The sequence below is a fragment of the Peribacillus sp. NPDC096622 genome (assembly GCF_044762665.1).
GTDB classification, from domain to species: domain Bacteria; phylum Bacillota; class Bacilli; order Bacillales; family DSM-1321; genus Peribacillus; species Peribacillus frigoritolerans_B.
Map to the genome: position 1 here is coordinate 155935 of NZ_JBIWES010000009.1, position 26127 is coordinate 182061.

A 26127-nucleotide genomic window follows, 5' to 3' on the forward strand; every position below is an offset into this window, starting at 1 on the left:
TATCCGTGGGAGATGTTCCTTCGCTTGTTTGGTTATGTTCTCTTCTCTTATAGGTTTTTTCACCCATTTTTTTAGAAAAAAAAGAAAAATATTATTAAATGCCTATAAATATAACCATTTAGCTATAAAGCATAATTGATATCCTGGTGGGTATATTAACCATATCATGAATAATTAGGGGTGGAATCATGCCGTATTTATTATCTGCATCACATGTAAAGCTCCCACATTTACTTTCACAGGAAAAAATCATGGAATTTTCGAGAGAAATATTTGGAGCATCATTTAAGAATATAGAACGGTTACTAAAGGCATTTAAGAATGGACAAGTGAAAAATCGATATTTTTCAAATGATCTCGATTGGTTTAAAGAGGATCATTCTTTTGCCGATCGGAATGATTTATATATACAGCAGGCAGTAAAGTTTGGGAAAGAAGCAATAGAAAAATGCTTAGCCAATACAGAATTTTTAAAAGAAGAACTGCAGGCAAACGAGCTAGATGCTTTCTTTTTTATCTCAAGCACGGGGATTGCCACCCCGACCATTGATGCCAGGATAATGAATGAACTTCCATTTAGCCCGCATGCTAAAAGGATTCCGATTTGGGGGCTTGGCTGTGCAGGGGGAGCGAGTGGCCTATCGCGTGCTTTTGAATATTGCAAAGCATACCCGAATGCGAAGGTCATTGTTTTAAGCGTGGAGTTATGCAGTCTGACATTTCAAAGGAATGATATCTCCAAAAGCAATTTAATTGGAACTTCCTTATTTTCCGACGGGGTAAGCTGTATTTTGGTTTGCGGTGATGAAGTGCCGAATGAACAGTTTTCAAAAAAAGTAAGACATTTACAATTTTTGGATTCGCAATCGACGCTTATGCCGGATTCATTGGATGTAATGGGTTGGGATGTTAAAGATCAAGGGTTATACGTCATCTTTTCGAAAGATATCCCTACAATCATCAAGGATTGGCTTAAACCGAATGTCCAAGAGTTCTTAATGGAGAATGGTTTCGATCTAAACGATATAAAAGATTTCATCGCCCATCCTGGAGGCAAGAAAGTAATTGATGCTTATCACGAAGCCCTCGGGTTCGATGAAAGCATGACGGCAGAGTCAATGGGCGTATTGCGTGAATTTGGCAATATGTCCTCAGCAACTATTTTGTACGTTCTGGAGAGGTTCATGCAGCGGGGCGGGAATAAAGGTGAGGTGGGCCTGGCTGCTGCATTGGGGCCTGGGTTTTCATCTGAACTTGTGTTAATGAGGTGGAAGTGATGATCTTCGCCATTTTCATTATCTTGATCGCTATACAGCGCCTTGTTGAATTATATATCGCCAAACAAAATGAAATACAGCTGAAATCTGAAGGAGCAGTAGAATACGGTAAGTCCCATTACAGATGGATGGTTCTAATGCATCTTAGTTTTTTTATCGTTCTCATTATTGAAGTGGTCGCGATTGAAAGGGATATGTCTGGACTTTGGCCAATTTGGCTGACCCTTTTTCTAATTATGCAGTCAGGCAGGATTTGGGTAATCCGTTCACTGGGAAAACATTGGAATACAAAAATCATTGTGGTTCCTGATGCCGATGTAGTCATTAAAGGTCCTTATAAATTTTTTAGACATCCGAACTATATCATAGTGGCAACTGAGATTTTAGTTATTTCCTTATTATTCAATGCATATTATACTGCTATCATCTTTAGTTTATTGAATGTTTGGATGATGACGGTAAGAATCCCACTGGAGGAGAAGGCATTAAAGGAACATACGGAATATTCTACGGTTTTTAAGGGAAAATAATAAAAAAATTTAATTACTTATTGAAAATGATTATCGTTCGTGATAAGATTCTAAATGAAGATGAAAATTATTCTCATTCGGATTTCTATAATTTATTTTAAAACTAAAAACTAAAAGCTAATCAATATATAAGAGGATGGTGTTGGTAATGGTTTGGGTATTCATTTTATTGACAATCGCTACATATGGTTTTGTGATGAAATATGTATTGGCTAATATTCAAAAACCGGCAAAGGCAGTAAAACCTTATACCGAGTCACCAATGGAAAACCGAGCTGCTTTTAACCCCGCCCCAACAACCAGGTAAAAATCCTGGTTTTTTTTTGCATTCGAAGTCAATATGATCAAACTGCATGAATCCACCAATAGGTGGTTTTTTTTTGAACATGGCAAGTAATGATTCATATAGTAAAAATAAAGCTGACGGTATGAATAACAAACGAAATCGTTTACAATAAGAATATCAAAATGAAGATAGATTAAGGGGTATGGATTCATGATTCAAGAAACATTAAAGCAACAGTCCAAATTGGGGATTTTGACTGCCATGTATGAGAAATTTCAATCGGCAGGTGATACAGGCAATGCAGATAAAATGAAACAGTTAATCATGAAAGTGAATAAAGAGGAGTTCATCATTGCTTTTTGCGGGCATTTTTCCGCGGGGAAATCTAGTATGATCAACTTTCTCCTTGGTGATCAAGTTTTGCCTTCAAGTCCGATTCCAACTAGTGCAAATACGGTAAAAGTACAAAAAGGGGAAGACTATGCCAAAGTCTTTTACCATCATCAGCCACCAGTCTTATTTCCTGCACCTTATGATTTTAAAGAGGTCAAGAAATTTGCCAAGGATGGAGATTCAGTATCGGCAATAACGATAAGTTCCAATGATTTTTCACTGCCGGATTCATGTGCGATCATGGATACGCCAGGAATCGATTCGACAGACGATGCACATAGAGTTTCTACGGAATCCGCCTTGCATCTAGCTGATGTCGTCTTTTATGTCATGGACTACAATCACGTCCAATCAGAAGTGAACTTCCTATTCACTAAAGAATTGTTAGAGGCTGAAAAACCGACATACTTAATTATCAATATGATCGATAAGCATGATGAGAACGAGCTTGGCTTTCAAGACTTCAAGCTTTCTGTTTCTGAAGCATTTGCGAACTGGAATGTATATCCTGATGGTATTTTTTATACATCCGTAAGAGACTTGAACAATAGCGAAAATGAAATAGAAGTGGTCAAGCAATTCATATATGAAATGGCGGGCAAAGGTTTGAATGATGGGAAAGATGCCATCATGCAATCGGCTAATGCCCTTGTCGAAAGGCATCTTAATTGGCTGAAGGAGCAGTATGAAGAGGAACATGCCGATGATTTTGAAGTATTATCAGAACTTCCTCATGAAGAAAGAATACACCTGACGAATCAGGTGGACAGCCTATTGAAAGAAAAAAAATCATTAACTGGACGCATAGGGGAAATCAAGGTCCAATATGCTGATGCATTAGAAACCATCTTGAAAGGTGCATACATCATGCCCGCGGCTACACGGGACCTAGGTAAATCTTTCTTGGAATCGGCTCAGCCGGACTTTAAAATGGGTCTATTATTTGCGAAGAAAAAAACGGATGCCGAACGTGAGGCACGCATCAAGGCGTTTTTGAGCGATCTGCAAGAAAAGGTAAAAACCCAGCTTGAATGGCATCTTAAAGAACTGGCGGTTAAAACGCTTAATCAAGCGGAAATCCATGATTCAACGCTTGAAAGTAAGGCTCAGGCACTTCAGATCGAGGTAACGGAATCTTACATAAAAAACTCTTTGAAGCCTCAAGTCGATATTACGGGTGAATACGTTTTAAACTATACGAATGATTTGGCATCAGCCATCAAAAAGAAAGCACGTGATGTATCAGAAGGATTTTTGAATGATATGGTTACCGTTATGGATGGAATAGTGGAACAGCAGTCTATATCCATCGATAAGGAACTTGAAGGTTTTTCTGAATTTGCGGAAGCTCTTAAAGTTACTGCTGCAATGAACGCGGAAATCCAGTACCAAACGGAACGTTTAGAGGCCATCGCCCATCAAACTGAATCATTAGTCGATGAGCGCGATATCGATATGCTGTTAACGCAATGGAATGAAGAGGAAAAAAATATTACAGTCAAAATCATGAAAACCGATAATGAAAGTAATTCAAGGTCCGTCAACGAACAACCTGAAACGGATCATGTTAAAGAAATCAAGGAAACTGTACCTACCGTGACTGTTTCTTCATCTGATGCTACTGATTTACGCGGAAAAGAAAAACTGATGGAAACTGCAACGAGTCTAAAACAGGCGGCCAAGCTGATCCAACCTCTGAGAGGGTTTCAATCACTTTATAAAGAATTGAAAGAGAAGGCAAATCGCTTGGAACAACAGACGTTCACGGTTGCCCTCTTCGGTGCATTCAGTGCGGGAAAATCTTCCTTTGCCAATGCGTTGATGGGAGAAAGCGTCCTTCCTGTATCACCAAATCCGACAACTGCCGCAATCAACAAAATCATGTCTTCGGACGCTGAGCATCCACATGGAACGGCAACCGTCAAATTAAAGACGGAAGCGATGCTGTTGGAAGATGTAAGCCTGGCGTTGGCAGCTTTTGATAAATCGGCCAAGACTCTAGATGAAGCTCTTCAACTAGCAGGGCAAATCATTGCGAAGGCGGGGGAAGTTGATAAGGGTAAAACGCATTTATCGTTTCTTAGGGCGTTTCATCAAGGGCTTCCAGAGTACCAGAATGATTTAGGAAATGTGGTTACGGTAGACCTTGAAGGATTTAAACGTTTTGCTGCAGAAGAATCCAAGTCATGTCTTGTTGATCTGATTGAATTGCGTTATGACTGTGAAATGACAAAGCAGGGGATGGTCCTTGTTGACACTCCTGGGGCCGATTCGATAAATGCACGACATACAGGAGCAGCTTTCGAATATATTAAGAATTCGGACGCCATCCTATTTGTGACCTATTATAATCACCCATTTTCACGGGCAGACAGGGAGTTCCTGATACAGCTTGGACGTGTGAAAGATTCTTTCGCTATGGATAAGATGTTTTTCATCGTCAATGCCGTCGACCTGGCACAAACGACTGACGAATTGGACGAAGTGATGGATTATGTCACAGATCAATTGAATGGATTCGGAATCCGTTTTCCAAAACTGTTCCCGCTTACGAGTAAGGGGGCGTTGATGGAAAAACAAACGCCTGGTTCGTTTAAGCATTCATTCCTTCCAAATAGCGGAATCATGGAATTCCAAGGCCAATTCGATTCTTTCATAGAAAACGATTTAACTGGACTTGCAATTGAATCGGCTCAAGCGGCTGTAAAAAGAACCGAAGAACTGCTAAGAGATGTAATTACAGCTTCCAGGCAGGATGAAAAAGCGAAACGAAATGCCCTGGAGACCCTTTCCCATGAGTCACAGGCCATTTCGGAACTCCTTTCAGTCATTAAAGGGGATGCCGAAAAGCAACGGTTGAAAAAAGAGATAGACGAATTGACTTTCTATAGTAAACAACGGGTCTTCTTCCGGTTTAATGATTTCTTCAAAGAATCGTTCAATCCAGCTGTTTTAAAAGATGATGGAGGCGATCTGAAAATCGTCCTCAAACAATCGATGAAGAACTTATTGGATGCGTTAGGCTTTGACCTTGCCCAGGAAATGCGGGCAACGGCTTTAAGGACGGAAATGTTCGTAAATAAATTACTGCATGAGAAACAGGGCAGTTTGCTTCAGCAAATGCAAAAAATAAGAAGAACCCTTTCATTACAGCCATATGAACCGAATGAGAGGGAGTCCCTGGAATTTACAGGAGCATTTGCCCAATTGGATACGGGGGAATTCAAAAAGGAATTGGCATTATTTAAGAATCCAAAATCTTTTTTTGAAAAAAATGAAAAAGCGAAAATGAGCGAAGGGCTTCAGAAGCGTTTGGATGAACCTGCCCTTTTATATGTAAAAGAACAGGGTGAGAGGATTTTCGAAATGTATAATGAAGTCCTTGATCAAGAGTTACTCGCAATTCAAAAAGAATTTAAGACGGAAGTATCGGATATCTTTGCAGGTTTACGTGCAGCATTGGAGGAAACGGTTGATTTGCCGTATTATGAAAATGCGGTAGCGGAATTGGCTAAAATGCATTCGAAATAGAAACGGGGTTCATTCATGAAAGAAAACCTTATTTCCCGATTGAGATACCTGGAAAAGAAAGAGGATATAACCATATTGATGGCTGCTGTTACTGGCAGCCATTCTTTTGGTTTATCATCGGTCCAATCGGATTACGATGTTCGGTTTATATATGTTCATAATGATAAGCGATCATACCTGAGCTTGAGTCTGCCAGTTGAAGTCATTCAAGTGAAAGAAGGCCTATTTGACATGGAAGGCTGGGATCTATTTAAATCATCCCGTCTTACCTTAAAGAGTAATCCTGCTCTATTTGAATTGTTTCAGTCGCCTATCAAGTTGATAACCCATCCTGATTATTATAGGAAGATGAAAGGTTTGATAGCGGATTGCTATTCCAAAAAGGCACTGGGGCACCATTACCATCGGATGATGGGCGACAATCTTCAACAATTGACAAAAACAATGGATTCGGAAAGAAAAGAGCTAAAAATATGGATACAAGTGTACCGTTCGTATTTAATACTGGAATATATCATCCAACGGGGTTCGCTGCCACCATTATCGGTATGGGAATTACTTGATTTGGTTTCAATTGATCAAGGAATGAAAAACAGGATGACCCGGATATTTAAAGCAAAACAAATGGAAGAATGTATAAGCAACAATGAAAGTGAAAATAATCTTTCGCTAATAAAAGGGAAATCACTTTCCATAAAGAATGAGATAACTAGGCTACATCAAGGCAAGAACATGGAAATGGAGCTTAATGAATTAATTTGGGCTATTTTGGAATAGGGGGTTATTCAGAATGAGTTTCATAATCGAAAAAGAAGAACTGCTGCCGTTGTTGAATTCTAGAGATATCCGAATTTGTGACTGCCGCTTTCAGCTAGGTTTTCCTGATGCAGGGTATAATGAATACCAAAAAGACCATATTTCAGGCGCTGTTTATTTCGACCTTGAAAAGGACTTATCGGGTCAGATTCAAGAACATGGCGGAAGACATCCTCTTCCTGACCTGAAAACCTTCAAAGATAAACTGGAATCAAATGGAATCAATAATGATACGGTACTTATTGCTTATGATGGTGGGGAAGGTTCTTTTGCTTCCAGGTTTGTCTGGTTGCTCCGCTACCTTGGGCATCAGAAAGTATTTGTTCTAAACGGGGGATATCGCGCCTGGAGGGATGCGGGCTATCCGATTGACTCGAATCAAATGAATTATATGCCAACAGAATATCATATCGATATAAATGAGTCCGTTTTTGCATCTTTTCGAAAAGTGAAGGATTACACTATGAATAGACCTGACGATATCGTTTTAATGGATTCAAGGGAATCTAAGCGCTACGAGGGAATCGAGGAGCCAATTGATAAAAAAGCCGGCCATATACCTGGTGCAGTAAATAAGGTGTGGACGAACGTTTTGGAAAATGGCTATTTTAAAAAGAAGGAAGATCTTCAGTCGAATTTCACGGGTATCGGTAAAGATAAGGAAATCATTGTGTACTGTGGTTCAGGTGTAACGGCTTCACCCAATTATATCGCCTTGAAAGAAGCGGGTTTTAAAGATGTGAAGGTTTATATTGGCAGTTTCAGTGACTGGATCTCGTATGATGATAATCCAATTGAATAATATTATTTCCAATTAAACGATCCTTAAAAAAGGGGACAGTTATGTTAAAATGGAAGTACATCATGATAGAGGTGATAATGTGTTAATGAAAGAAAATGAGCAGCATCCTTCCTTTATGCTTGTCGATGGGATGGCGCTTTTATTTAGAGCTTTTTATGCAACGGCCGTTACTGGTCAATTCATGATTAACTCCAAAGGCATCCCGACCAATGCCGTTCAGGGTTTTTTGAAGCATATGCTGACGGCGGTGAATCACTTTTCACCCAGTCATGTAGCGGTGTGTTGGGATATGGGCAGCAAGACTTTCAGAAATGAATTATTTGATGGATACAAGGCGAATCGATCAGAAGCTCCAGTCGAAATGATCCCTCAATTCGACTTAGCGAAAAAAGCGGTTGAAGCATTCGATATCCCTAACATAGGACTCTCTGGATATGAGGCGGATGACTGTATCGGCACAATTGCCAAGGCATCTGCACAGCATAGCCGAGTGGGTATATTGACTGGCGATCAAGATATGCTTCAGTTAATAGATGAAAACATTTCCGTGCTATTGTTAAAAAAAGGGTATGGTAACTATGAGGTGCATAATACCGATAGCTTTTTTGAATGGAAAGGGATCACGCCAAGGCAAATGATCGATTTAAAAGCTTTAATGGGTGATACAGCTGATAACTATCCCGGAGTTAAAGGAATCGGGGAGAAGACAGCATTGAAATTATTGATACAGTATCAAAGTATCGAAGGCATTCTTGAAAATGTTGCTTCATTGACGAATGGGCAACGGGCTAAAATTGAATCCGCCGTCGATATGCTTCATTTATCCAGGAAGCTAGCAGAAATAAAATGTGATGTACCAATTTCATGTCCTTTGGACGATGCCGTCTATCAGTATGACCGCGAGAAGGTCAAAAATCTGGCTAGAGATCATGAATTCAGGACTTTACTGCGAATGATCTAATCAAACAAGCGGAGCTCCCAAATGGGAGCTCCTTTATTTTGTACGGTGAGTTTTTTGTCGAAAAATGGATAGTCAAAATCTTTGATATACGGTAAGATAAAAATAAGGCAAGAAGTATGGAGTGGATGCAGAAGTGGCGAAATCAACTGAAGAGTATGTTAGTTTTTTAGAGGGTAAGGGGTTCACTTTTGGTAATGACGCGATTGGTTTTATTTATTTTGGTAAGCGCTACACGGATGCAAGTGATGTTTTAGTCAATGCAGCAATAGAATTGACTTTGAAGGTACAAAAGAATTTTGATGGCAGTTTTTATATCTCCTTTTTGGAAAACTTAAAACAAAATGGCATTGAAACGCGTAGTGCTGCGGTATCGTTTGCAAAAGAACAGGGGCTGCTTAAATAAATCGGACTTCATAACTGGAAGTCCGATTTATTTTATTGGCCTTTTCAAGAAAACTCCTGTGTCACCGGTTTCTTTTTCTTAACAGGCAGTTCTGCAAATATCATTCCCAAGAAAATGAATGCGCAGCCGATGATGGAAGCGGAAGTCAATTTTTCCCCTATCAATATGTATGAGGATAACGCAGCAAAAACCGGTTCCATTGAAAAGATCAGCGCCACTCTTGTAGGTGTCGTATAGGCTTGGAAGAAGGTTTGTGCGAAAAAGGCGAACGCCGTGGCAAGGGCTGCCGTAACCAATAAAGCAGTCCATACATCCTTCTGTAACATAACCTCCGAGCTGAAGATGACGGAATGATTCTCTTTGAAAATGAAGGCTGAAACAAATGATAATAAAGATACGGTGGAAACCTGAATCAGCGTCAGCGGTAAAGCGGGAAGGGTCTTGGCATATTTAGCGGTAGTAATGATTTGCATGGCAAAACTGATTGCACATAAAAATACCAGTAAATCACCGATATTCAAATTGGAGCGGTCAGCGAAAGTCATTAAATAAAGCCCGATGGTTGCGGCTGCGACACCTATTATTGTATTGCGGGAAAGCCTATGTTTTAATAGCAGCAGGGAAAAAACAGGTACCATGACAACACTTAACCCTGTTATAAAGCCTGTCTTCGCAGGCGTTGTATAATTCAATCCGATCGTTTGAAGCCCATATCCCAAAAAAAGCCAAACCCCAATATGAAACCCAGCTATAATAAGGCCCTTATTCCAGTTTTTCCCCTTTTTGTGTAGAGTCGATATATAAGGGATGAGCAAGAATACGAACGCCATGAAGAAACGGACGGCATTAAACGTGAAGGGGTCAAGAAACGATAGCGCATTTTGGACCATGACAAAAGTTACGCCCCAGATGAATACAACGAATAATAATGAAAAATCAGCTGTCTTGTTCATGAATTTCCTCAGCCTTATTCAATCGAATGGCCCGTCGCGCCAACTCATCCGCGGACTTATTTTCGATATTTGGAATCCATTTCATGAAAAATAAATCAAGTTCGTCGGAAAGCTTTAACGCCCGTTCCAGCAAAAGGGCATACTTATTTTTTGCAAATCTTTTTTCAATGGCCTGGTTGATGGCTTGGGAGTCAGTACGAAAAGAAACGATTTGATAATTATTGGCAACACAAATCTCCAATGCTTTGATTAAGGCATGGAACTCCGCTTCATGGTTTTCCATATTGCCAAGCGGAAAGGAATGCCTCTCGACCACACCGTTATTATTTATGAAAACACCTGCGCCGCTCGGACCGGGATTGCCCGCACTGGCACCATCAATATACACTTCGATCAATATGTGCTCCTCCTCGAGTTTAACTATTAAAATGTTCAATATATAAAATTAAGATTGAAACATGAGAATTTCAGGCTGATATGGGAACTATAATTAAAAAGAGTGATTCAAATGCTTACAATATATTATAAAGGGTATGACGAAAAAAAGGTATGAAAATTGTAAGCTGTTCAGTATGGATCGTGAATGGATAAGGAGCTGGAAATCGTTGAAGGTAATTATGCAATGGACATATCATGCTTCAAAAAAACCATCTGCCGATTTCGTTTCGGATTGGCTTGATGCCGGGACTGCACTAGTCATTACGGAAGATCTTGAAAAGGCGGGAAAGCTGAAAGAAGTGGAATTCAAGGATGAATTCGATACAACATGGACCAAGAAGGAGCTAAAGAAACTCCTGACGGAAGTTGAAGAAGAACCGCAGGATGTGACGGTTTTTTTTGATGGAGGTTTTCAAAAAGATGAAAAAGTGGCAGGAATTGGTGTTGCCATTTATTTTCGTCAAGGAAAGAAGTTCTGGCGGTTGCGCACCAATGTGAAATTGGAGCAATTCGAATCCAATAATGAAGCTGAATATGCGGCCTTTCATGAAGCTGTCAGGCAGATGGAGGATCTTGGAATCCACCATCAAAGCTGTGAATTTAAAGGGGATTCTCTCGTTGTCTTAAATCAACTCTCCGGTGAATGGCCCTGTATGGAAGAAAACTTAAATAAATGGCTGGACCGCATTGAAGCGAAACTGGATAAATTAAAGATCATTCCTGTCTGCAAGCCGATTTCTCGAAAGGAAAACCAGGAAGCCGATCGCCTGGCCACACTTGCACTGCAGGGAAAAGCCATTTTCAGCAAAATAGAAATTGCTGGGTCAAAGGAGCCATAACAACAATGAACAGGAAAAAAATATATGAAGAAGTGGAAGATGTCCTCATTTCATTTTGCCAAGATTGTTTTTTAAGAAAGCATTTTCGAAAAGAGAAGGGGCGTACATATGCCCATCAGTTCTGTATTTCAGAATGTACGGTTGGTGAAAAATTAAAACAGCTGGGCAATGAACTTAGTGACCGATCTTAAGTGCCCAAAAGTGGTTTCATTAAGATACAAGCTAATGAAGGATATGGTATTATAGGTAAAAAATAGAGAAAAGTGTGAGGGCAATGAAAACTAGAAGAGGGAAGCTAAATAATGCCAAACCGCCTATTACCATACCTGAAATTGATTTTATAATGGAAGAATTGAAAAAAGGTTCATCTCCTATAACGGTAGATCATGCACAACCTAACGTAAAGATTCATGAAAGAATCAACGAAGCTTCTCTTCAAATGAAAAACATCTTTCAAGAAATACGTAAAGAAGGAAAAATACAGCTTGAAAAATTTGAATTGATTAAAGCAAAAGTTGCACCAGTCATTGCAGAAGCTGCAATGAATCCTGATATTTATTACCTTTTCGATGAGATGCAAGCAAATAACGAGTACACGTATAGGCATAATATCGGTGTCGGGATCATTGCCACTTATCTGGGGATGAAGCTTGGATTATCTAAAGAAAACCTTTCAGCCCTGACATTGGCAGCCATACTGCATGACGTGGGTAAAACAAGGATTTCGGAGAGTATATTGGAAAAACCGGGAAAACTGACTGAGGCAGAATATGAAGAAATGAAACGCCATGTCATTTATGGGTATGAATTACTTAAAAATATCCCTGGAATACCCCCATCGATTGCATTAACAGCCCTCCAGCACCATGAACGGGAAGATGGGCAAGGCTATCCACTTGGACTGGGTGCGAATGAAATCCATCATCATGGGAAAATCGTCGCTATAGCCGACGTATTCCATGCGATGTCTTCAAATCGTGTATATCATCAGGCCATGCCGTTTTATAAGGTGATTGAGCAAATGAACAGTGATATGTTCAGTAAATTCAATCCAGAAATCCTGCTGGTGTTGGTAAGCCGATTAATGTCCACTTTGGTCGGAAAAGAAGTCATGCTTACCAATGGACAATTTGGGACGATCATCATGATCAATCCCTACAATCCCCTTAAGGTTTTATTGAAAACCAGTACAGAGATCATAGATTTGCGAATGGAAAAAGAATGGCAGATCAAACGAATCATCGGTTAATGAAAAAAGAGCCCGATTATAATAAATCGGGCTCTTCGTCATTCTGCTTTACCGAATCGAAATAGGTTTTGAGCATCACTTTATTTTCGCTGAAGTCTGCAATCGTATATTGATCAAGGACCTTTAGAAAAGCATCCAAGGCATTGTTAAGGACAAATTTCAATGAACAAACGGGAGAAATCACACAGTTATCGTGATCTTTAAAACATTCCACTAAGTAAAAATCCTCTTCGGTTCGCCGTACCAGTTCCCCTACATTTATTTCAGCGGGTGATTTTGCAAGCCGAAAACCGCCATTTCTTCCACGAATCGTCTCAATATAGCCTAATTTTCCAAGATTATGAACAATCTTCATCAAATGATTTTTAGACAGTTGATAGACTTCAGAAATCTCTTTAATATTTGATAATTTGCTTTGGTCGTGGGTAGCCAGGTAAATCAACACTCTAAGTGAGTAATCGGAATAACTCGTCAACCTCATGTTTATCGCCTCACATTCTATCCCTATTTGACTATATCATAAATGTGAACATTTTATAAACATGAAAACTTATTATTTGAAAAAGATGTATAAAAAATATTGCTTTTAACGCATTTAAGTTCTAATATAAACATGTATTTAAAATACTTGTTTATGAAAAGGGGTTTACCTATGCTATCCCAGAAAACTATCGATGTTATCAAATCAACCGTACCTGTATTAGAAGTGCATGGTACAACTATCACAACTGTATTCTATAAAAATCTTTTCGAAGCACATCCTGAATTATTAAATGTTTTTAATCATGCCAATCAAAAAAAGGGGCGCCAGCAAACTGCACTTGCCAACACGGTTTTGGCAGCAGCTAAATATATAGATCAACTTGAAGCGATAATACCTGTCGTGAAGCAAATAGCACAAAAACATAGAAGTCTTGCAGTTAAAGCCGAACATTATCCCATTGTTGGAGAATATCTATTAGGTGCAATCAAGGAAGTGTTACAAGATTCGGCTACAGAAGAAATCCTTCAAGCCTGGGGAGAGGCATATGGAGTCATTGCGGATGTCTTCATTAGCATCGAAAAAGAAATGTACGACGAAGCTTCCAGTCAGGCCGGTGGATGGTCTGATTTCAAACGATTCACAGTGGTGGAAAAAGTACGGGAAAGTGACGTAATCACTTCCTTTTATTTAAAGCCATCAGATGGAGATAAGGTTCCGGCATTTCTACCAGGACAATATATTACTGTTCGGATCGAGATACCGGGTGAACGCTATTTATTCAACCGTCAGTATAGTTTGTCTGATGTTCCAGGAAAAGATTATTTCCGGATTTCCGTTAAAAAAGAAAAGCCGGGAACCTCTCCTGATGGAAGGGTCTCTAACTACTTGCATGAATCCATTCAGATGGGTGACAGTATTGACGTAACGGCTCCTGCAGGTGATTTCACCATCGATTTGGAAAAACGAACACCGGCAGTATTCTTGAGCGGAGGCGTTGGCATAACGCCTTTCATGAGCATGGTCCATGCGGTAGCTGAACAAACACCTGAGCGTGATGTACAATTCATTCATGCGACCGATAATGGCAATTTACAGCCGTTCAGAATGGAACTGACAGAACTAGCCCACAAGCTTACCAACTATCAATTATCCTTTATCTTTAAAAATCCGAGTGAGGATGACAAGAAGCTGCCGAATTTTGAAAAGGAAGGGTATATTGATAAGGAATTATTGAGCAGTTTTATTAAACCTGAAGCTGATTATTATGTTTGTGGCCCTGTTCCTTTCATGAAGGCGATCATCACTTACCTGAAAGAATTGGGGATAGATACGGATAAAATTCATTATGAGTTCTTCGGCCCGGCAATTGCGTTATAAGGTTCATTCATCGCAGGAATGTTATTGACATTAAGCAGATAATTTTGCATACTATATTAAAACAATGAACGTTGAGAGAAGATTAGTATGCGAGAATCACTGTGACAGAGAGCGGCGTCAATTGCTGGAAGACCCGCGACAGGAAAGCGCAGAACCTGCTTCTTGAGTCCTATGCAAAACATAGGCGCAAATCCTGGCGTTATCAGGCAAAGTGGAATGCATGAACTTGCATTCAATGAAGGTGGTACCACGGAGAGCAGCCCTTTTCGTCCTTATTTCGAGGATGAAAAGGGCTTTTTTTCATGTCTTAGATATTTATTGGAGGAAGTAATCGATGGAAAAGAAACGCATCGTTGTAAAGATAGGAAGTAGTTCTTTGACCAACACACAAGGTGAAATCGACCAAAACAAATTTTCCGATCATATCCAGGCAGTTGCAGCATTAAGGAAAGCGGGACATGAAGTTGTCCTTGTTTCATCAGGTGCGGTAGCGACAGGTTTTCGCAAGCTCGGCTACCCTACGAGACCTGTCACTCTCAAAGGAAAACAAGCTGCTGCAGCAGTAGGGCAAAGCCTATTGATTCAATCATATATGGAACAATTAGGGAATTTTGGAATCGTTCCGGCGCAGATTTTATTAACAAGGAAAGATTTCTCGAAAAAAGATAGATATAAAAATGCATATGCGACATTGATGGAATTGCTTGAACGCGGCATCCTTCCGATTATAAATGAAAATGATACAGTATCGGTCGAGGAGTTGACTTTTGGTGATAATGATATGCTATCCGCCTTAGTAAGCGGGTTGGTCCACGCGACGAACTTAATCATATTAACGGACATTAATGGGCTCTATGATTCCAATCCACAGACAAATCCGGGGGCGAAACGATTTGATGAATTATCCGAAGTAACGGCGGATTTATTGCAAATGGCAGAAGGTGCAGGATCTAATGTCGGAACCGGGGGTATGAAATCGAAGCTGATTGCAGCACAAACTGCATTGTCTCTAGGGGTGAAAGTATTCATCGGATCTGGTTTGGGGAGTGATAAACTTTTAACGATCCTTGAAGGCAATGGTGATGGCACGTATATAGGGAATGAAGACATGGCGACGGTAACGAAAAACAAACAATGGATATCCCTTCATTCACAAGTTTCCGGAAAAATTTTCGTTGATGAAGGTGCCGAAAGGGCTCTGGTTTCAAATGGCAGCAGTCTGTTGCCAGCTGGAATTTATGAAATTAAAGGAGCATTCAATAAGGGGGATGTTGTCGAAGTCTTTGGTGCAAATGGATTATTAGGGAGGGGTGAGGTCCTTTATTCCGACGAAGAATTAAAACAGGCAATGGGAAAGAGGACATCCGAGCTTGTGATCACTTCCATAGAAGTGATCCATCGTGATAAATGGGTGAAAGCATAAAAAATCAATTTTCATGAAAGATAAGGGGGCATTTAGAAATGAGTGAAGTGACGGCGAAAGGAAAGGAAGCCAAAAAAGCCAGTTATCAGCTAATCGGATTGAGTACGGAAAAGAAGAATGAGGCACTTGAAAAAATTGCTAAGCAACTTATCATCGATAAAGATTTTTTGATAAAGGAAAACCAAAAGGATCTGGAAGAAGGCAGGAAAAAAGGCTTCAGTGAGTCTACATTAGATCGAATTATGTTGAATGGTAACCGTATTGATGACATGGCAGCGGCCATTATGCTTCTAATCGAATTAAATGATCCAATTGGGGAACAATTGGAGACGATCGAAAAAGAAAATGGTTTATTGATTAAAAAGTTACGGGTGCCGATCGGGGTAATCGGGATGATTTATGAAGCAAGGCCGAATGTGACCATCGATGCAGCTACATTATCCTTGAAAACGGGGAATGCCGTCCTATTAAGAGGGAGCTCGTCAGCCAAAAACTCCAATATCGCACTAGTCTCTTCCATTCATAAGGCATTAGAGAATACGGAAATTCCTGTAGAAGCTGTTCAGTTGATCGAGGATACGAATCGTGAAACCGCTAAGGAACTTTTTCATCTTAATGACTATTTAGATGTCCTGATTCCGCGCGGCGGAAAGAATTTAATTGAAACGGTCATTAAGGAGTCCACTGTTCCCGTCCTTGAAACAGGTGCAGGCAATTGCCATATCTTCATCGATCAGACCGCAGATATCACGATGGTCGAGAAAATTGTCCTAAACGGTAAAACTCAGCGTCCATCCGTATGCAATGCTATCGAAGGGCTTCTGATTCATGAAAAATGGTTTGAAGAAAATGGAGTGCGCATTTTGGAACTCCTTGATGAAAAGGGTATTGAAGTGTATGGAGATGAAGAGGTTTGCAGCGCCTTTCCGAGAGCGAAAACGGCTACGGAGGAAGATTGGTCAACTGAGTACCTCGCTTTAAAAATCAGCGTGAAAACTGTAAAAGGCGTATTCGATGCGATTGAACATATTAACCGCTACGGTACAAAGCATTCTGAAGCAATCCTAACGAGGGATGAACAAAATGCTTCCGCATTTTTGAATAAAGTGGATGCCGCAGCAGTTTATCACAATGCTTCCACCCGTTTTACCGACGGCTTTGAATTCGGTTATGGCGCAGAAATCGGCATTTCCACACAAAAGCTGCATGCGCGTGGACCAATGGGTTTACCTGCATTAACATCAAGCAAGTACTTCATTTATGGCCAGGGGCAAATCCGGGAATGAAATTCATTTCTTTCATGGTAGGTTATTAAAACTCAATTAAGGGTATTGTATAATACATTACTTTTAAAGGAGCAGATACCATGGACAAGAGGTTTATAGCAATATATGAAACTGAAAATGAAGCGACTTCAGCAGTCGAAAATTTAAAGGAACAAGGATATACATCCGATCAAATATCAGTAGTGGCAAAAAACATTGATAAATTACCAAATGAAGCCGAGGAAGTCAGCCCGGCAAAGACTGATGGATTAGTAGCTGGGGCAGCAGCCGGCGGAGCTGTCGGATTGACAGGCCTGCTTATTGGAATGAGTGCATTGGCCGTACCAGGAATAGGTCCGATATTGGCAGCAGGACCGATTTTCACCACTTTTGGGGGAGCAGCAGCCGGAGCAGCATCGGGAGCAGGCGGATTAAGAAAGCCATTATTGGACATTGGACTGGAGGAAGCCGAAGTCGATCAATATGTGGAGGATATTAAGGCAGGGAAAATCCTTGTCATCGCCGATCTTTTTTAAGTTCGTAAGTAAAGCCACTTGAATGAACAGATTTACGAAGTTTGACAACTGAGCTCAAGCCCGCAAAAACTTAACATTATTATTTATTGAAAAACCCCGTTCAGGATTTCTTGACGGGGTTAATATGTTTGTAGACGAATTTTATTGTCAGTAACTATAAAATCAAAAGGAATTCTACATTTGTATGAAGAATAAAAGGAATATAGTCCTGTTAGCGTGAGAGGAAGGGGGATTATGGAAAATGAAGTAGATGACACTGCCACTTTAAGAAATTAATGAGGATTTTATTATGATGACCTTTCACCTTAAGAATCATTATACTGATGTTAATGTGAAAAATAGTATTCTAGTGATGAAAAGTAAGTTTTAATGATATGATTTGAATGTTTATTATTTTTGTAATAATTATAATTAATATCAATCGAAATCCTTTAAAAACCCAGGTAACAGGGTTTTTTATTTTTCATAGTAAAATATGAAATATCTTAATAAAATACAGAATTACTTTTTTAGAAAGTCTCAAGGGTATTATGGTTTTTACTTTTCTAATCTCGGCTTTGAATAAAAACTTTGACGGCATTCTTGGCAAACTTTATTATATCTCGTCCTTCTTTTATGACCGGGGCTAGATTAACAGGTTGCCAGTATTTCCAATAAACCAAAATGATTTTACGTTGGAGGTGGGTGTTTTGATTAAAATTAAACTAGTTGTTCCCCGAAAAGGGTATATTACGGATGCTTTTGAAAGATTTGAGGAGTTCAACAAGTTGGAAGAATCGGAAAACAATGATAACGGTTCAGTGAAGTTTGTTTTAGAGGAAGTAGTTGAGGATGCCGATAAGATTGGGAAGTTGAAACTGGATGCTGATGTAATCATCTCAAGGGGATTAATCACGAAACTATTAAAAGAATGCAATGAATTCATTCCTATCGTTGATATACCTGTACAAGGAATTGACCTCATTCGTTCCCTGCATGATTGCAAGGCACGTTTTGGCAGTAAAAAAGTGGCCGTTATAGGAGCGTTAAATATGATTTATGGCGTGGAAAACCTTTCGGATATCGTGGATTTGCCAATTCAGTCCTATATATTAAATGATATCGAGTCCTCCGTCAGTCTAGTGGATTTAGCCGCCAGAGATGGCTGTGAGGTTGTGTTAAGTGGTTTAAGCACCTGTAAATATGCTGAAGAGATAGGGTTGGGAGCCATTCTTGTTGACACTGGAAAGGAATCATTTCGGCAGGCGTTGATTGAGGCGAAAAGAGTGGCTCTTGTCAGCAGAAGGGAACAGGAGAAGACCAAGCGTTACCAAACGATTCTTAATTATGCCTATGAAGGGGTCATTGCAATAGATTTAAAAGGACAGATATCCGTATTTAATACGGCGGCTCAGGAGATATTATCCATTTCCAAGGAGAGCTTAATTGGAAATTCTGTAAACGATATAATAAAGCCCGGGAAATTTCGTAATATGCTTTTAAGCGACGATGAATACGAAAAAGATACCGTTGCTTACCAATCCATTCAATTATCGGTAAAAAAGGTTGGGATATTTTTAAAGGGTAAAAAAGTGGGGGATATGGTCGCCTTTCAAGATGTTACACGGATTCAGGAGATGGAAGGAAAGTTCTTTAGAAAGCTTCATTCACGCGGACATGTGGCTAAGTACACATTTGATGATATATTGTACCGGAGTTCGGAAATTAAGAGGAAGATTGAAACAGCTCAACGTTATAGTGAAGTGGATTCAAACATTCTTATAATTGGAGAAACTGGTACGGGCAAGGAAATATTCGCCCAAAGCATACATAATCATAGCAACCGGAAAAATAACCCGTTTGTTGCCATTAATTGCGCAGCGCTTCCCGAAAATTTATTGGAAAGTGAGCTTTTCGGATATGCAGAAGGAGCTTTCACGGGAGCCATGAAAGGCGGAAAGCAAGGATTTTTTGAACTGGCTCATAGAGGTACGATTTTTTTAGATGAAATAGGAGAAATCTCCCCAAAAATGCAAAGCCGGCTGCTACGTGTCCTGCAAGAGCGTGAAATCATGCGCATCGGGGATGATAAAGTAATCCCGGTTGATGTGAGAATAGTGTCGGCAACGAACAAAGACCTCATGCAAATGGTAAAGAGCAATGACTTTCGGGAGGATCTGTATTATCGCTTGAGCGTGCTGGACCTTGTATTGCCTCCGCTTCGGGAACGCAGAGAAGATATTCCGTTATTGGTGAATGCCTTTATTCGGAAAGGTCAGTCGGATCAAAAACAAATCAAGATTACGGATACTGCCATGAAAAAGCTAAGTGAAGGGAATTGGGAAGGGAATATTCGCCAATTGCAAAATTTTTGTGAGCGATTATGCGCTCTTTATAAGAACAAATTGATTGATGTGTACGATATCGAAATGTATTTTCCGAATAAAAGTAAAAAGAAAATATTGTTATCTGAACAAGACGAAGAGATGGATTTGTCACCTGGGATACATTTATCCGAGCGTGAAAGAATTGTCCAAACGTTAATAAAGGTGAATTTTAACAAAGGAAAAGCTGCCTTTGAGTTAGGGATGAGCCGCACGACTTTATGGAGAAAGATGAAAAATCTGAATATTGAATCAAATTGAAACGTAATGAAACTAATTAATTCATATTGAAACAATTTGTTAACTTTATTTATGTCTTAGTTTGAGAACTAATTGGCTTCTTTCTTGAATAAACTGATGTTTTTTATGTTGGCACAATAATTGTATATATACAATGGTGTAGGAAAGATTTTTCCTTCAAGGTTAACATGAAAGGTTGGTGGCAATGTGAGTCATTTAGTGTTTATTCCTCAAGATATTGAGAAAGAGGGGAAACGTTATTTAGTAGAAAAAGGCTATAAGGTTAAAGTAGGGTCAGATCTGTCGCAAAAAATTCTTATGGAAGAAATCAAAGATTGTGATGCAGTACTAACGAGATCAACGGCTGTGATAAATAAAGAAGTCATTACAGCAGCCGAAAACCTCAAAGTAATAGCCAAGTATGGAGTGGGCTTGGATAATATTGATATCGAAGCCGCTACAGAGCGTGGCATTTATGTAACAAATACCCCAGAGGCAAATGCAAATTCTGTAGCTGAACATGTAATGGCATTAATTTTATCATTGTCCAAAAACTTAAGCTTGGCTGACAAAGAGCTGCGCAGCGGGAATTTTGCTATCCGTAATCAACTTTTCGGCATGGACTTGGAAGGCAAGACTTTGGGGATTATTGGACTAGGGAGAATCGGCAGAATACTGGCGAAAAAGGCTTCCAAAGGCTTTGATATGAAAGTAATTGGCTACGACCCCTATGTTACAGCCTGCACGAATTCGGAGTTGGAGATAGCAACAGATTTAGAATGGGTATTCAGGAACTCTGATGTAATTAGTCTACATCTGCCGTTAACGAAAACAACAAAAGGAATAATAGGATGCCGTGAGCTTTCCTGGATGAAACCTTCCTCCTATTTTGTAAACGCTTCCAGAGGCGGTGTGGTGAAGGAAGCTGATTTAGTAAATGCTTTGCAAGCGGGGGAGATTGCTGGTGCTGGAATAGACGTATTTGAGGTTGAACCTCCTGATAAATGGAACCCCCTTTTTAAATTGGATAATGTGATTGTCAGTCCTCATAATGCGGCATTGACGAAGGAAGGTTCGATACGCATGGCAGTACATGCAGCAATGCAAGTGGAACAAGTTCTTACTGGCGTGAAACCGAATTGGGCTGTAAATGAGCCCTTAACTAAAAGGCTGCCAATGTAATGAAATAGAAATAATTATCTGTTTTTTCGGAAAAATTCCAGAAGGTTCAAGTTTGGCATTTGTTGATAAGGATGGTGAACAAATGAAGAAAATAATCTATGTGATAAGTGCAATACCGGCACTTGGCTCGCTAGTGGTTATCAATCGAATTGAACCTTATGTATTAGGCATGCCATTTGTTCTTTTTTGGGCTATATTATGGGTTTGTCTTACATCCGTGTTTTTAATAATTGCTAATAAACTTGATCCTGCAACCGAGGAGGAAGAAGACTGATGAATGAAGCCCTGCTCGTTATCCTTTTCTTTCTGGTTCTGTGTATTTGGTTAGGGCTTCAAGCTCGAAAAGGTAAAAATATGAGTTTGGAACAATGGGCTATAGGGGGAAGAGGTTTCGGCAGCTTATTGCTCTTCTTCTTGATAGCAGGTGAAATGTTTACGACATATACGTTTTTGGGGGCAAGCGGCGGAGCTTATAGATCTGGTATGCCTCCAGCCTTATACGCTTTCAATTGCTTCTATTTTGTAATCGCCTATTGGCTGTTGCCGCCTATTTGGAGATATGCCAAAAAAAATAATGTCATTTCTCAATCTGATTTTTATGACAAAAAGTACAACAGTCCTGCTTTAGGTGTTCTTGTGGCGGTAATTAGTGTCATTTCAATTATTCCATATTTGATCATGCAGTTGAAAGGGTTAGGAATAATCGTATCGGAAGCCTCCTATGGGTCCATTTCGCCGAATGTAGCTATAGTTGTTAGTGTAATTGCGATCACAATTTATGTAACAGCTTCAGGGATGCATGGAGTAGCGTGGACCGCGGTCATTAAAGATATCATGATTCTGACTGTTGTCGTCTTTATGGGGATTTATTTTCCACTTCATTATTACGGTGGTATACAGCCGATGTTTGAAGCAATCGATACAGCAAAACAAGGATTTTTGATTTTCCCGGAACAAGGTTTGAGTATCTCTTGGTTTATTTCAGCTACGATCATGACAGCACTGGCATTCTATATGTTTCCACATATGTTAGCGGGAGTGTTCTCTGCAAAAAGTCCAAAATCACTTCGTTGGAATGCTGGGGTTATGCCAATTTATCAAGTAATCATCATTTTTTCGTTATTTATTGGTTTTTCTGCGATTCTCCAAATCCCGAATTTACAGGGAGCAGAAGCAGATTTAGCTTTATTTAAAATGGCGAAGATGTCATTTGATCCCTGGTTTGTTGGAGTTATTGGAGCATCAGGGGCAATGGCCGCCCTTATTCCCAGTTCACTCGTGTTGACGGCTACGGCCACGATACTTTCCAAAAATGTATATAAGGTGTGGAAGCCGAATACATCAGATGATCAGCTTCAAAGATTGAGCAGGATGTTAGTACCTGTCATTTCTATAGTGACTCTATATTTTACGTTCAACGGCGGGGAGTCAATTTTTACGTTGTATCTTATGGCATACAGCTTCATGGCACAGTTGTTTCCAGCGCTATTTTTCAGCTTGTGGAAAAAGAATCCTGTCACCGTTCAAGGAGCTTTTGCCGGAATGATCGTTGGAATTCTAATTGTCATATACTCGACTAAATCAGGTACGACACTTGCTACATTATTTCCATCCCTGCCGCAAGTAATACAAGATCTTGATGTAGGGTTGGCTGTATTATTCATCAACATTGCAGTAACTTTGGGAGTGAGTGCCGTTACACGAAAAACTTCAATCGGGATGAAAGAAGATAATAAACAGGCTTCGGGAATGGAAAAGCTTGTTAAATGACAGTAGGAATGAGTCCAAAAATTAATATAATCATAAATTACTAGAACAAAAACACGTTTTTAAGAGCGGGAGGCTTGATTATGAAAGTCAGTGGAGGAAGAGCAGTCGTAGAAGTAATGGCTAAAGAAGGGGTGAAAAAAGCCTTTTGTGTACCAGGTGAAAGTTATCTTAGTGTTATGGATGCACTATATCAACATCCTGAAATAGAACTTATTTCCGCCAGGCATGAAGGAGGTGCCTCTTTTATGGCGGAAGGGTATGCCAAGGCTTCAGGGGAGGTAGGGGTCTGTATGGCAACGCGTGGAGTGGGTGCTACAAACTTAGCTATCGGCATTCATACTGCTGCTCAAGATTCAACCCCTTTGGTTGCGCTTATTGGCCAAGTCGAACGCCCTTTTAAAGAAAAGGAAGCATTCCAGGAAGTGAATTTGACTGGTTTTTTCAGTCATTTATGTAAATGGACGGTAGAGATCGATCGTGTGGAAAGAGTCCCGGAATTATTGCAACGGGCTTTCCATATTGCGCGATCGGGGCGTCCGGGCCCTGTATTAGTGGCTTTGCCGCATGACATGTTAGAAGATGAGGCAGTGTTGAACATAAATCCTTCTTATCGCTCGCTTCCTCCTCAACCACATATGGAAGATGTGAAGCAGGCGATGGATATGATACGAAATGCGGAGCGCCCCGTATTGATTGCTGGCGGAGGTGTGATTCATGCTAAGGCCAACAGGTTGCTTGTACAGTTTGTGGAGGCAATGAAACTTCCTGTCGTTACAGCCTTCCGTCGATTTGACGCGTTTCCGAACTCACATCCTTGCTATATAGGATGGCTTGGGTTTGGGACACCTCAATATTTACTTGATGCGATCCGGGAAGCAGATGTAGTTTTGGCATTAGGGACACGATTCTCTCAAGTAGGAACACAAGATTACACCTTGCTTTCTAAAAATTCAAAGCTGATCCATGTGGATATTTGTCCCGATATTTTTGGTAAAGTGTATGCTCCTTCTCTTGCCATTGAAGCAGATGCCAAGAGCTTTTTGGAACAAGCACTGCAGGCGCCAGAATCTGAATCTTTAATTTCAAGCGATCATTTGAAAGAATTGCATGATAAATATTTAGAATTTTCTGAAACAAAGGCCGACTACACAGAAGATTTCGTGGATATGGACGGATTGATGCATGATCTAGCTGTCTGCCTGCCGAAGGATACCATCATTACAAATGATGCAGGCAACTTTTTTGGATGGCTATCAAGATATTATCGTTTTGAACAAGAAAACACATACGTCGGGCCAACGTCGGGTGCGATGGGATATGGACTGCCTGCTGCTATTGGGGCAAAGCTGGCGCAGCCGCACAAACATGTAGTTTCTATTTCAGGAGATGGCGGCTTTATGATGACTCTCCAAGAGATTGAAACCGCAGTAAGGTATAAAATTCCGACCATATCAATTGTTGTTAACAACAATATTTACGGAACAATTCGAGCACATCAAGAAAGGCATTTTCCAAACCGGGTCGTTGGAACTGACTTATTTAATCCTGATTTTGCCGAATTGGCCCGCTTATTTGGGGCACATGGTGAAAAGGTTGAAAAAAATAGCGATTTTGCGCCAGCGCTGCAACGGGCGATTAATTCAGGGCTGCCGGCTGTAATTGAAGTTGCAGTCAATCCAAAGATTCTATCCGTAGGTCAGGACAAGAAGGAAGTACACGAAAAGCTAGTGTCGAACAATTAACATTGGAAGTTAACGGAAACCAATAAAAGTAAGCCATTTAAGGGAGGTTTCATAGTTGTCAAAACCATATTTAGTTGTGGAATGGAATGATACTGAAACAGATGCTAAAGGCTGGCTGGTCGTTCATAACTTTGTAAAAGGATACACAGGCGGCGGTACAAGAATGCACCCAACGGTTACAAGAGAAGAGGTCGAAAGGTTGGCCGAGGCTATGGCTTATAAGTATGTAGCCTGTGAGTCTGAGACGACTGGCGGTTGTAAAGCGGGCATTGCCTATGATTATAAAGCGCCAGACGCATATGCAGTGTTAAGAAGATTTCTGATTGCGATGATGCCTTATATAGATATAGGGGTATCTTTAGGCAGTGATTTTGGCACCAAATATGAAGATGTGCTGAAAATATTCAATGAATTTGGCATTGATATCCCTCTAACGAAATCAATGAAGCAGAATCCGGATGTTCTGCAGGGGATAAAAGACTTCGATGAACTGTTGACGACAAAAATCGACGGGTTGTTTTTAAACGATGTCGTAACAGGCTATGGTGTGGCATTTTCCGCAGATGAGGCATGGAAATTTAAAAGCGGGAAAGCTGGAGCGAGAGTTGTCATTCAAGGGTTCGGCTGTGTAGGAGCAAGCTGTGCATTGAAAATGTCCCAGTTAGATTATAAAGTTGTGGGAATTTCTGATGCAGCTCTTTTGGTAACGTGCGAAGAAGGATTAGATGTCCAAAAGCTTATTGATCATAAGAATATGTACGGAGAAATGGATAAAGCCTTTTTTGAACCGAGTTATGATGTAAGGCCCAACACGGAATGGCTCGACATTGATTGCGACATATTAATTCCGTCCGCACTGGAGGATGTCATCCACATATCCAATGCTAAAAGCGTAAAAGCGAGTTTGATTGTGGAGGCGGCAAACATTCCCCTTTCTTCCGAGGGAGACGCAATCATAAAACAAAGAGGAATTGATGTTGTCAATGATTTCGTTGCCAACCTGGGTGCGATAAGATTTTATGATGCGATTATTTTCGGACTAGTTAAACCAAATCCACAAGCTGTCGTTGATGATATTGAAAAACTATGCAGGAAAAATACGTATCACTTGTTTAAACAAGCTAAAAACGAAAATAAATATCAAAGAGAAGTAGCTTATGAAATATTTAAACCGACAATCAGCGACTTGCCGGAATATGAAGAGCCATCCGAAGCGTTATCGGGGAACTCTCGTTAACTTGTGTTAACCATAAAGGTGCTTAGGCAG

24 protein-coding genes are annotated in these 26127 nt (G+C 40.1%); 21 read left to right on the top strand and 3 right to left on the bottom strand.

All coding sequences use genetic code 11. The features are described from left to right. The first annotated feature begins 188 nt into the window (after nucleotides 1-188). The 8 genes from ACIQYG_RS17150 to ACIQYG_RS17185 all read left to right on the top strand — a co-directional run bounded on the left by ACIQYG_RS17150 (nucleotide 189) and on the right by ACIQYG_RS17185 (nucleotide 8999). A complete protein-coding gene (locus ACIQYG_RS17150; RefSeq protein ID WP_402840115.1) occupies nucleotides 189-1277 on the top strand; it encodes a type III polyketide synthase in 1089 nt (362 codons plus the stop codon). Then, the gene (locus ACIQYG_RS17155) at nucleotides 1277-1807 is read left to right on the top strand and encodes an isoprenylcysteine carboxyl methyltransferase family protein (protein ID WP_402840118.1); all 531 of its coding nucleotides are present in this window, start codon (nucleotides 1277-1279) and stop codon (nucleotides 1805-1807) included. Before ACIQYG_RS17150 ends, ACIQYG_RS17155 begins: the two co-directional genes overlap by 1 nt. Nucleotides 1808-1955: 148 nt before the next feature. After that, entirely contained in the window at nucleotides 1956-2114 is a 159-nt protein-coding gene (locus tag ACIQYG_RS17160; protein WP_402840121.1) for a hypothetical protein, read from the top strand. A gap of 189 nt (nucleotides 2115-2303) precedes the next feature. Next, on the top strand, nucleotides 2304-6017 hold the full coding sequence (locus ACIQYG_RS17165; RefSeq protein ID WP_402840124.1) for a dynamin family protein: 3714 nt from the start codon (nucleotides 2304-2306) through the stop codon (nucleotides 6015-6017). 15 nt (nucleotides 6018-6032) lie between these two features. Then, nucleotides 6033-6794, top strand: coding sequence for a nucleotidyltransferase domain-containing protein (locus ACIQYG_RS17170; RefSeq protein WP_402840127.1), 762 nt, complete (start codon nucleotides 6033-6035; stop codon nucleotides 6792-6794). A gap of 13 nt (nucleotides 6795-6807) precedes the next feature. Further along, on the top strand, nucleotides 6808-7635 hold the full coding sequence (locus ACIQYG_RS17175; RefSeq protein WP_402840129.1) for a sulfurtransferase: 828 nt from the start codon (nucleotides 6808-6810) through the stop codon (nucleotides 7633-7635). An 85-nt stretch (nucleotides 7636-7720) separates the two neighbouring features. Then, nucleotides 7721-8596, top strand: a complete 876-nt coding sequence (locus ACIQYG_RS17180; protein ID WP_402840266.1) for a 5'-3' exonuclease — start codon at nucleotides 7721-7723, stop codon at nucleotides 8594-8596. A 121-nt stretch (nucleotides 8597-8717) separates the two neighbouring features. Beyond that, nucleotides 8718-8999: a DUF6123 family protein gene (locus ACIQYG_RS17185; protein ID WP_402840131.1), complete on the top strand. Its 282-nt coding sequence runs from the start codon at nucleotides 8718-8720 to the stop codon at nucleotides 8997-8999. 44 nt (nucleotides 9000-9043) lie between these two features. On the opposite strand, the gene ACIQYG_RS17190 is transcribed toward ACIQYG_RS17185, so the two are convergent. Beyond that, nucleotides 9044-9952 (bottom strand): DMT family transporter, encoded by a 909-nt coding sequence (locus tag ACIQYG_RS17190; RefSeq protein ID WP_402840135.1) that lies wholly within the window; start codon nucleotides 9950-9952, stop codon nucleotides 9044-9046. After that, a complete protein-coding gene (locus tag ACIQYG_RS17195; RefSeq protein ID WP_402840137.1) occupies nucleotides 9936-10349 on the bottom strand; it encodes a reverse transcriptase-like protein in 414 nt (137 codons plus the stop codon). Before ACIQYG_RS17195 ends, ACIQYG_RS17190 begins: the two co-directional genes overlap by 17 nt. Nucleotides 10350-10557: 208 nt before the next feature. Here ACIQYG_RS17195 and ACIQYG_RS17200 point away from each other — a divergent pair, with 208 nt between their 5' ends. From ACIQYG_RS17200 to ACIQYG_RS17210, 3 genes are all read left to right on the top strand, one after another. Further along, nucleotides 10558-11229 carry a reverse transcriptase-like protein gene (locus ACIQYG_RS17200; RefSeq protein ID WP_402840139.1) on the top strand — a complete coding sequence of 224 codons (672 nt, stop codon included), beginning with the start codon at nucleotides 10558-10560 and terminating at the stop codon, nucleotides 11227-11229. Nucleotides 11230-11234: 5 nt separating this feature from the next. Continuing rightward, a complete protein-coding gene (locus ACIQYG_RS17205; protein WP_402840142.1) occupies nucleotides 11235-11420 on the top strand; it encodes a zinc-finger domain-containing protein in 186 nt (61 codons plus the stop codon). A gap of 83 nt (nucleotides 11421-11503) precedes the next feature. Continuing rightward, nucleotides 11504-12478 carry an HD-GYP domain-containing protein gene (locus ACIQYG_RS17210; protein WP_402840145.1) on the top strand — a complete coding sequence of 325 codons (975 nt, stop codon included), beginning with the start codon at nucleotides 11504-11506 and terminating at the stop codon, nucleotides 12476-12478. 16 nt (nucleotides 12479-12494) lie between these two features. Here the strand turns inward: ACIQYG_RS17210 and ACIQYG_RS17215 are convergent, their stop codons facing one another. After that, nucleotides 12495-12959, bottom strand: a complete 465-nt coding sequence (locus ACIQYG_RS17215; RefSeq protein ID WP_402840148.1) for an RrF2 family transcriptional regulator — start codon at nucleotides 12957-12959, stop codon at nucleotides 12495-12497. Nucleotides 12960-13130: 171 nt separating this feature from the next. On the opposite strand from ACIQYG_RS17215, the gene hmpA reads away from it, so the two are divergent. The 10 genes from hmpA to ACIQYG_RS17265 all read left to right on the top strand — a co-directional run bounded on the left by hmpA (nucleotide 13131) and on the right by ACIQYG_RS17265 (nucleotide 26097). After that, on the top strand, nucleotides 13131-14339 hold the full coding sequence (hmpA, locus tag ACIQYG_RS17220; protein WP_402840151.1) for an NO-inducible flavohemoprotein: 1209 nt from the start codon (nucleotides 13131-13133) through the stop codon (nucleotides 14337-14339). 334 nt (nucleotides 14340-14673) lie between these two features. Next, a complete protein-coding gene (proB, locus tag ACIQYG_RS17225) occupies nucleotides 14674-15762 on the top strand; it encodes a glutamate 5-kinase (RefSeq protein WP_402840154.1) in 1089 nt (362 codons plus the stop codon). A 38-nt stretch (nucleotides 15763-15800) separates the two neighbouring features. Then, nucleotides 15801-17048: a glutamate-5-semialdehyde dehydrogenase gene (locus ACIQYG_RS17230; protein ID WP_402840157.1), complete on the top strand. Its 1248-nt coding sequence runs from the start codon at nucleotides 15801-15803 to the stop codon at nucleotides 17046-17048. Nucleotides 17049-17128: 80 nt separating this feature from the next. After that, the gene (locus tag ACIQYG_RS17235) at nucleotides 17129-17563 is read left to right on the top strand and encodes a general stress protein (protein ID WP_402840160.1); all 435 of its coding nucleotides are present in this window, start codon (nucleotides 17129-17131) and stop codon (nucleotides 17561-17563) included. A 689-nt stretch (nucleotides 17564-18252) separates the two neighbouring features. Next, nucleotides 18253-20187, top strand: a complete 1935-nt coding sequence (locus ACIQYG_RS17240; RefSeq protein WP_402840162.1) for a sigma 54-interacting transcriptional regulator — start codon at nucleotides 18253-18255, stop codon at nucleotides 20185-20187. Between the two features lie 186 nt (nucleotides 20188-20373). After that, a complete protein-coding gene (locus ACIQYG_RS17245) occupies nucleotides 20374-21348 on the top strand; it encodes a hydroxyacid dehydrogenase (protein ID WP_402840165.1) in 975 nt (324 codons plus the stop codon). 52 nt (nucleotides 21349-21400) lie between these two features. Beyond that, nucleotides 21401-21622 carry a DUF3311 domain-containing protein gene (locus ACIQYG_RS17250; protein WP_375794211.1) on the top strand — a complete coding sequence of 74 codons (222 nt, stop codon included), beginning with the start codon at nucleotides 21401-21403 and terminating at the stop codon, nucleotides 21620-21622. After that, on the top strand, nucleotides 21622-23118 hold the full coding sequence (locus ACIQYG_RS17255; protein ID WP_402840169.1) for a sodium:solute symporter family protein: 1497 nt from the start codon (nucleotides 21622-21624) through the stop codon (nucleotides 23116-23118). Before ACIQYG_RS17250 ends, ACIQYG_RS17255 begins: the two co-directional genes overlap by 1 nt. An 80-nt stretch (nucleotides 23119-23198) precedes the next feature. Then, nucleotides 23199-24860, top strand: coding sequence for a thiamine pyrophosphate-dependent enzyme (locus tag ACIQYG_RS17260; protein WP_402840172.1), 1662 nt, complete (start codon nucleotides 23199-23201; stop codon nucleotides 24858-24860). A 55-nt stretch (nucleotides 24861-24915) separates the two neighbouring features. Then, entirely contained in the window at nucleotides 24916-26097 is a 1182-nt protein-coding gene (locus ACIQYG_RS17265) for a Glu/Leu/Phe/Val family dehydrogenase (RefSeq protein ID WP_402840175.1), read from the top strand. The last annotated feature ends 30 nt before the right edge of the window (nucleotides 26098-26127 follow it).

Coding starts and splice junctions, on each gene's coding strand:
- ACIQYG_RS17150 (WP_402840115.1), top strand. CDS start 189: ATGCCGTATTTATTATCTGCATCACATGTAAAGCTCCCACATTTACTT.
- ACIQYG_RS17155 (WP_402840118.1), top strand. CDS start 1,277: ATGATCTTCGCCATTTTCATTATCTTGATCGCTATACAGCGCCTTGTT.
- ACIQYG_RS17160 (WP_402840121.1), top strand. CDS start 1,956: ATGGTTTGGGTATTCATTTTATTGACAATCGCTACATATGGTTTTGTG.
- ACIQYG_RS17165 (WP_402840124.1), top strand. CDS start 2,304: ATGATTCAAGAAACATTAAAGCAACAGTCCAAATTGGGGATTTTGACT.
- ACIQYG_RS17170 (WP_402840127.1), top strand. CDS start 6,033: ATGAAAGAAAACCTTATTTCCCGATTGAGATACCTGGAAAAGAAAGAG.
- ACIQYG_RS17175 (WP_402840129.1), top strand. CDS start 6,808: ATGAGTTTCATAATCGAAAAAGAAGAACTGCTGCCGTTGTTGAATTCT.
- ACIQYG_RS17180 (WP_402840266.1), top strand. CDS start 7,721: ATGAAAGAAAATGAGCAGCATCCTTCCTTTATGCTTGTCGATGGGATG.
- ACIQYG_RS17190 (WP_402840135.1), bottom strand. CDS start 9,952: ATGAACAAGACAGCTGATTTTTCATTATTATTCGTTGTATTCATCTGG.
- ACIQYG_RS17205 (WP_402840142.1), top strand. CDS start 11,235: ATGAACAGGAAAAAAATATATGAAGAAGTGGAAGATGTCCTCATTTCA.
- ACIQYG_RS17210 (WP_402840145.1), top strand. CDS start 11,504: ATGAAAACTAGAAGAGGGAAGCTAAATAATGCCAAACCGCCTATTACC.
- ACIQYG_RS17215 (WP_402840148.1), bottom strand. CDS start 12,959: ATGAGGTTGACGAGTTATTCCGATTACTCACTTAGAGTGTTGATTTAC.
- hmpA (WP_402840151.1), top strand. CDS start 13,131: ATGCTATCCCAGAAAACTATCGATGTTATCAAATCAACCGTACCTGTA.
- proB (WP_402840154.1), top strand. CDS start 14,674: ATGGAAAAGAAACGCATCGTTGTAAAGATAGGAAGTAGTTCTTTGACC.
- ACIQYG_RS17230 (WP_402840157.1), top strand. CDS start 15,801: ATGAGTGAAGTGACGGCGAAAGGAAAGGAAGCCAAAAAAGCCAGTTAT.
- ACIQYG_RS17235 (WP_402840160.1), top strand. CDS start 17,129: ATGGACAAGAGGTTTATAGCAATATATGAAACTGAAAATGAAGCGACT.
- ACIQYG_RS17255 (WP_402840169.1), top strand. CDS start 21,622: ATGAATGAAGCCCTGCTCGTTATCCTTTTCTTTCTGGTTCTGTGTATT.
- ACIQYG_RS17260 (WP_402840172.1), top strand. CDS start 23,199: ATGAAAGTCAGTGGAGGAAGAGCAGTCGTAGAAGTAATGGCTAAAGAA.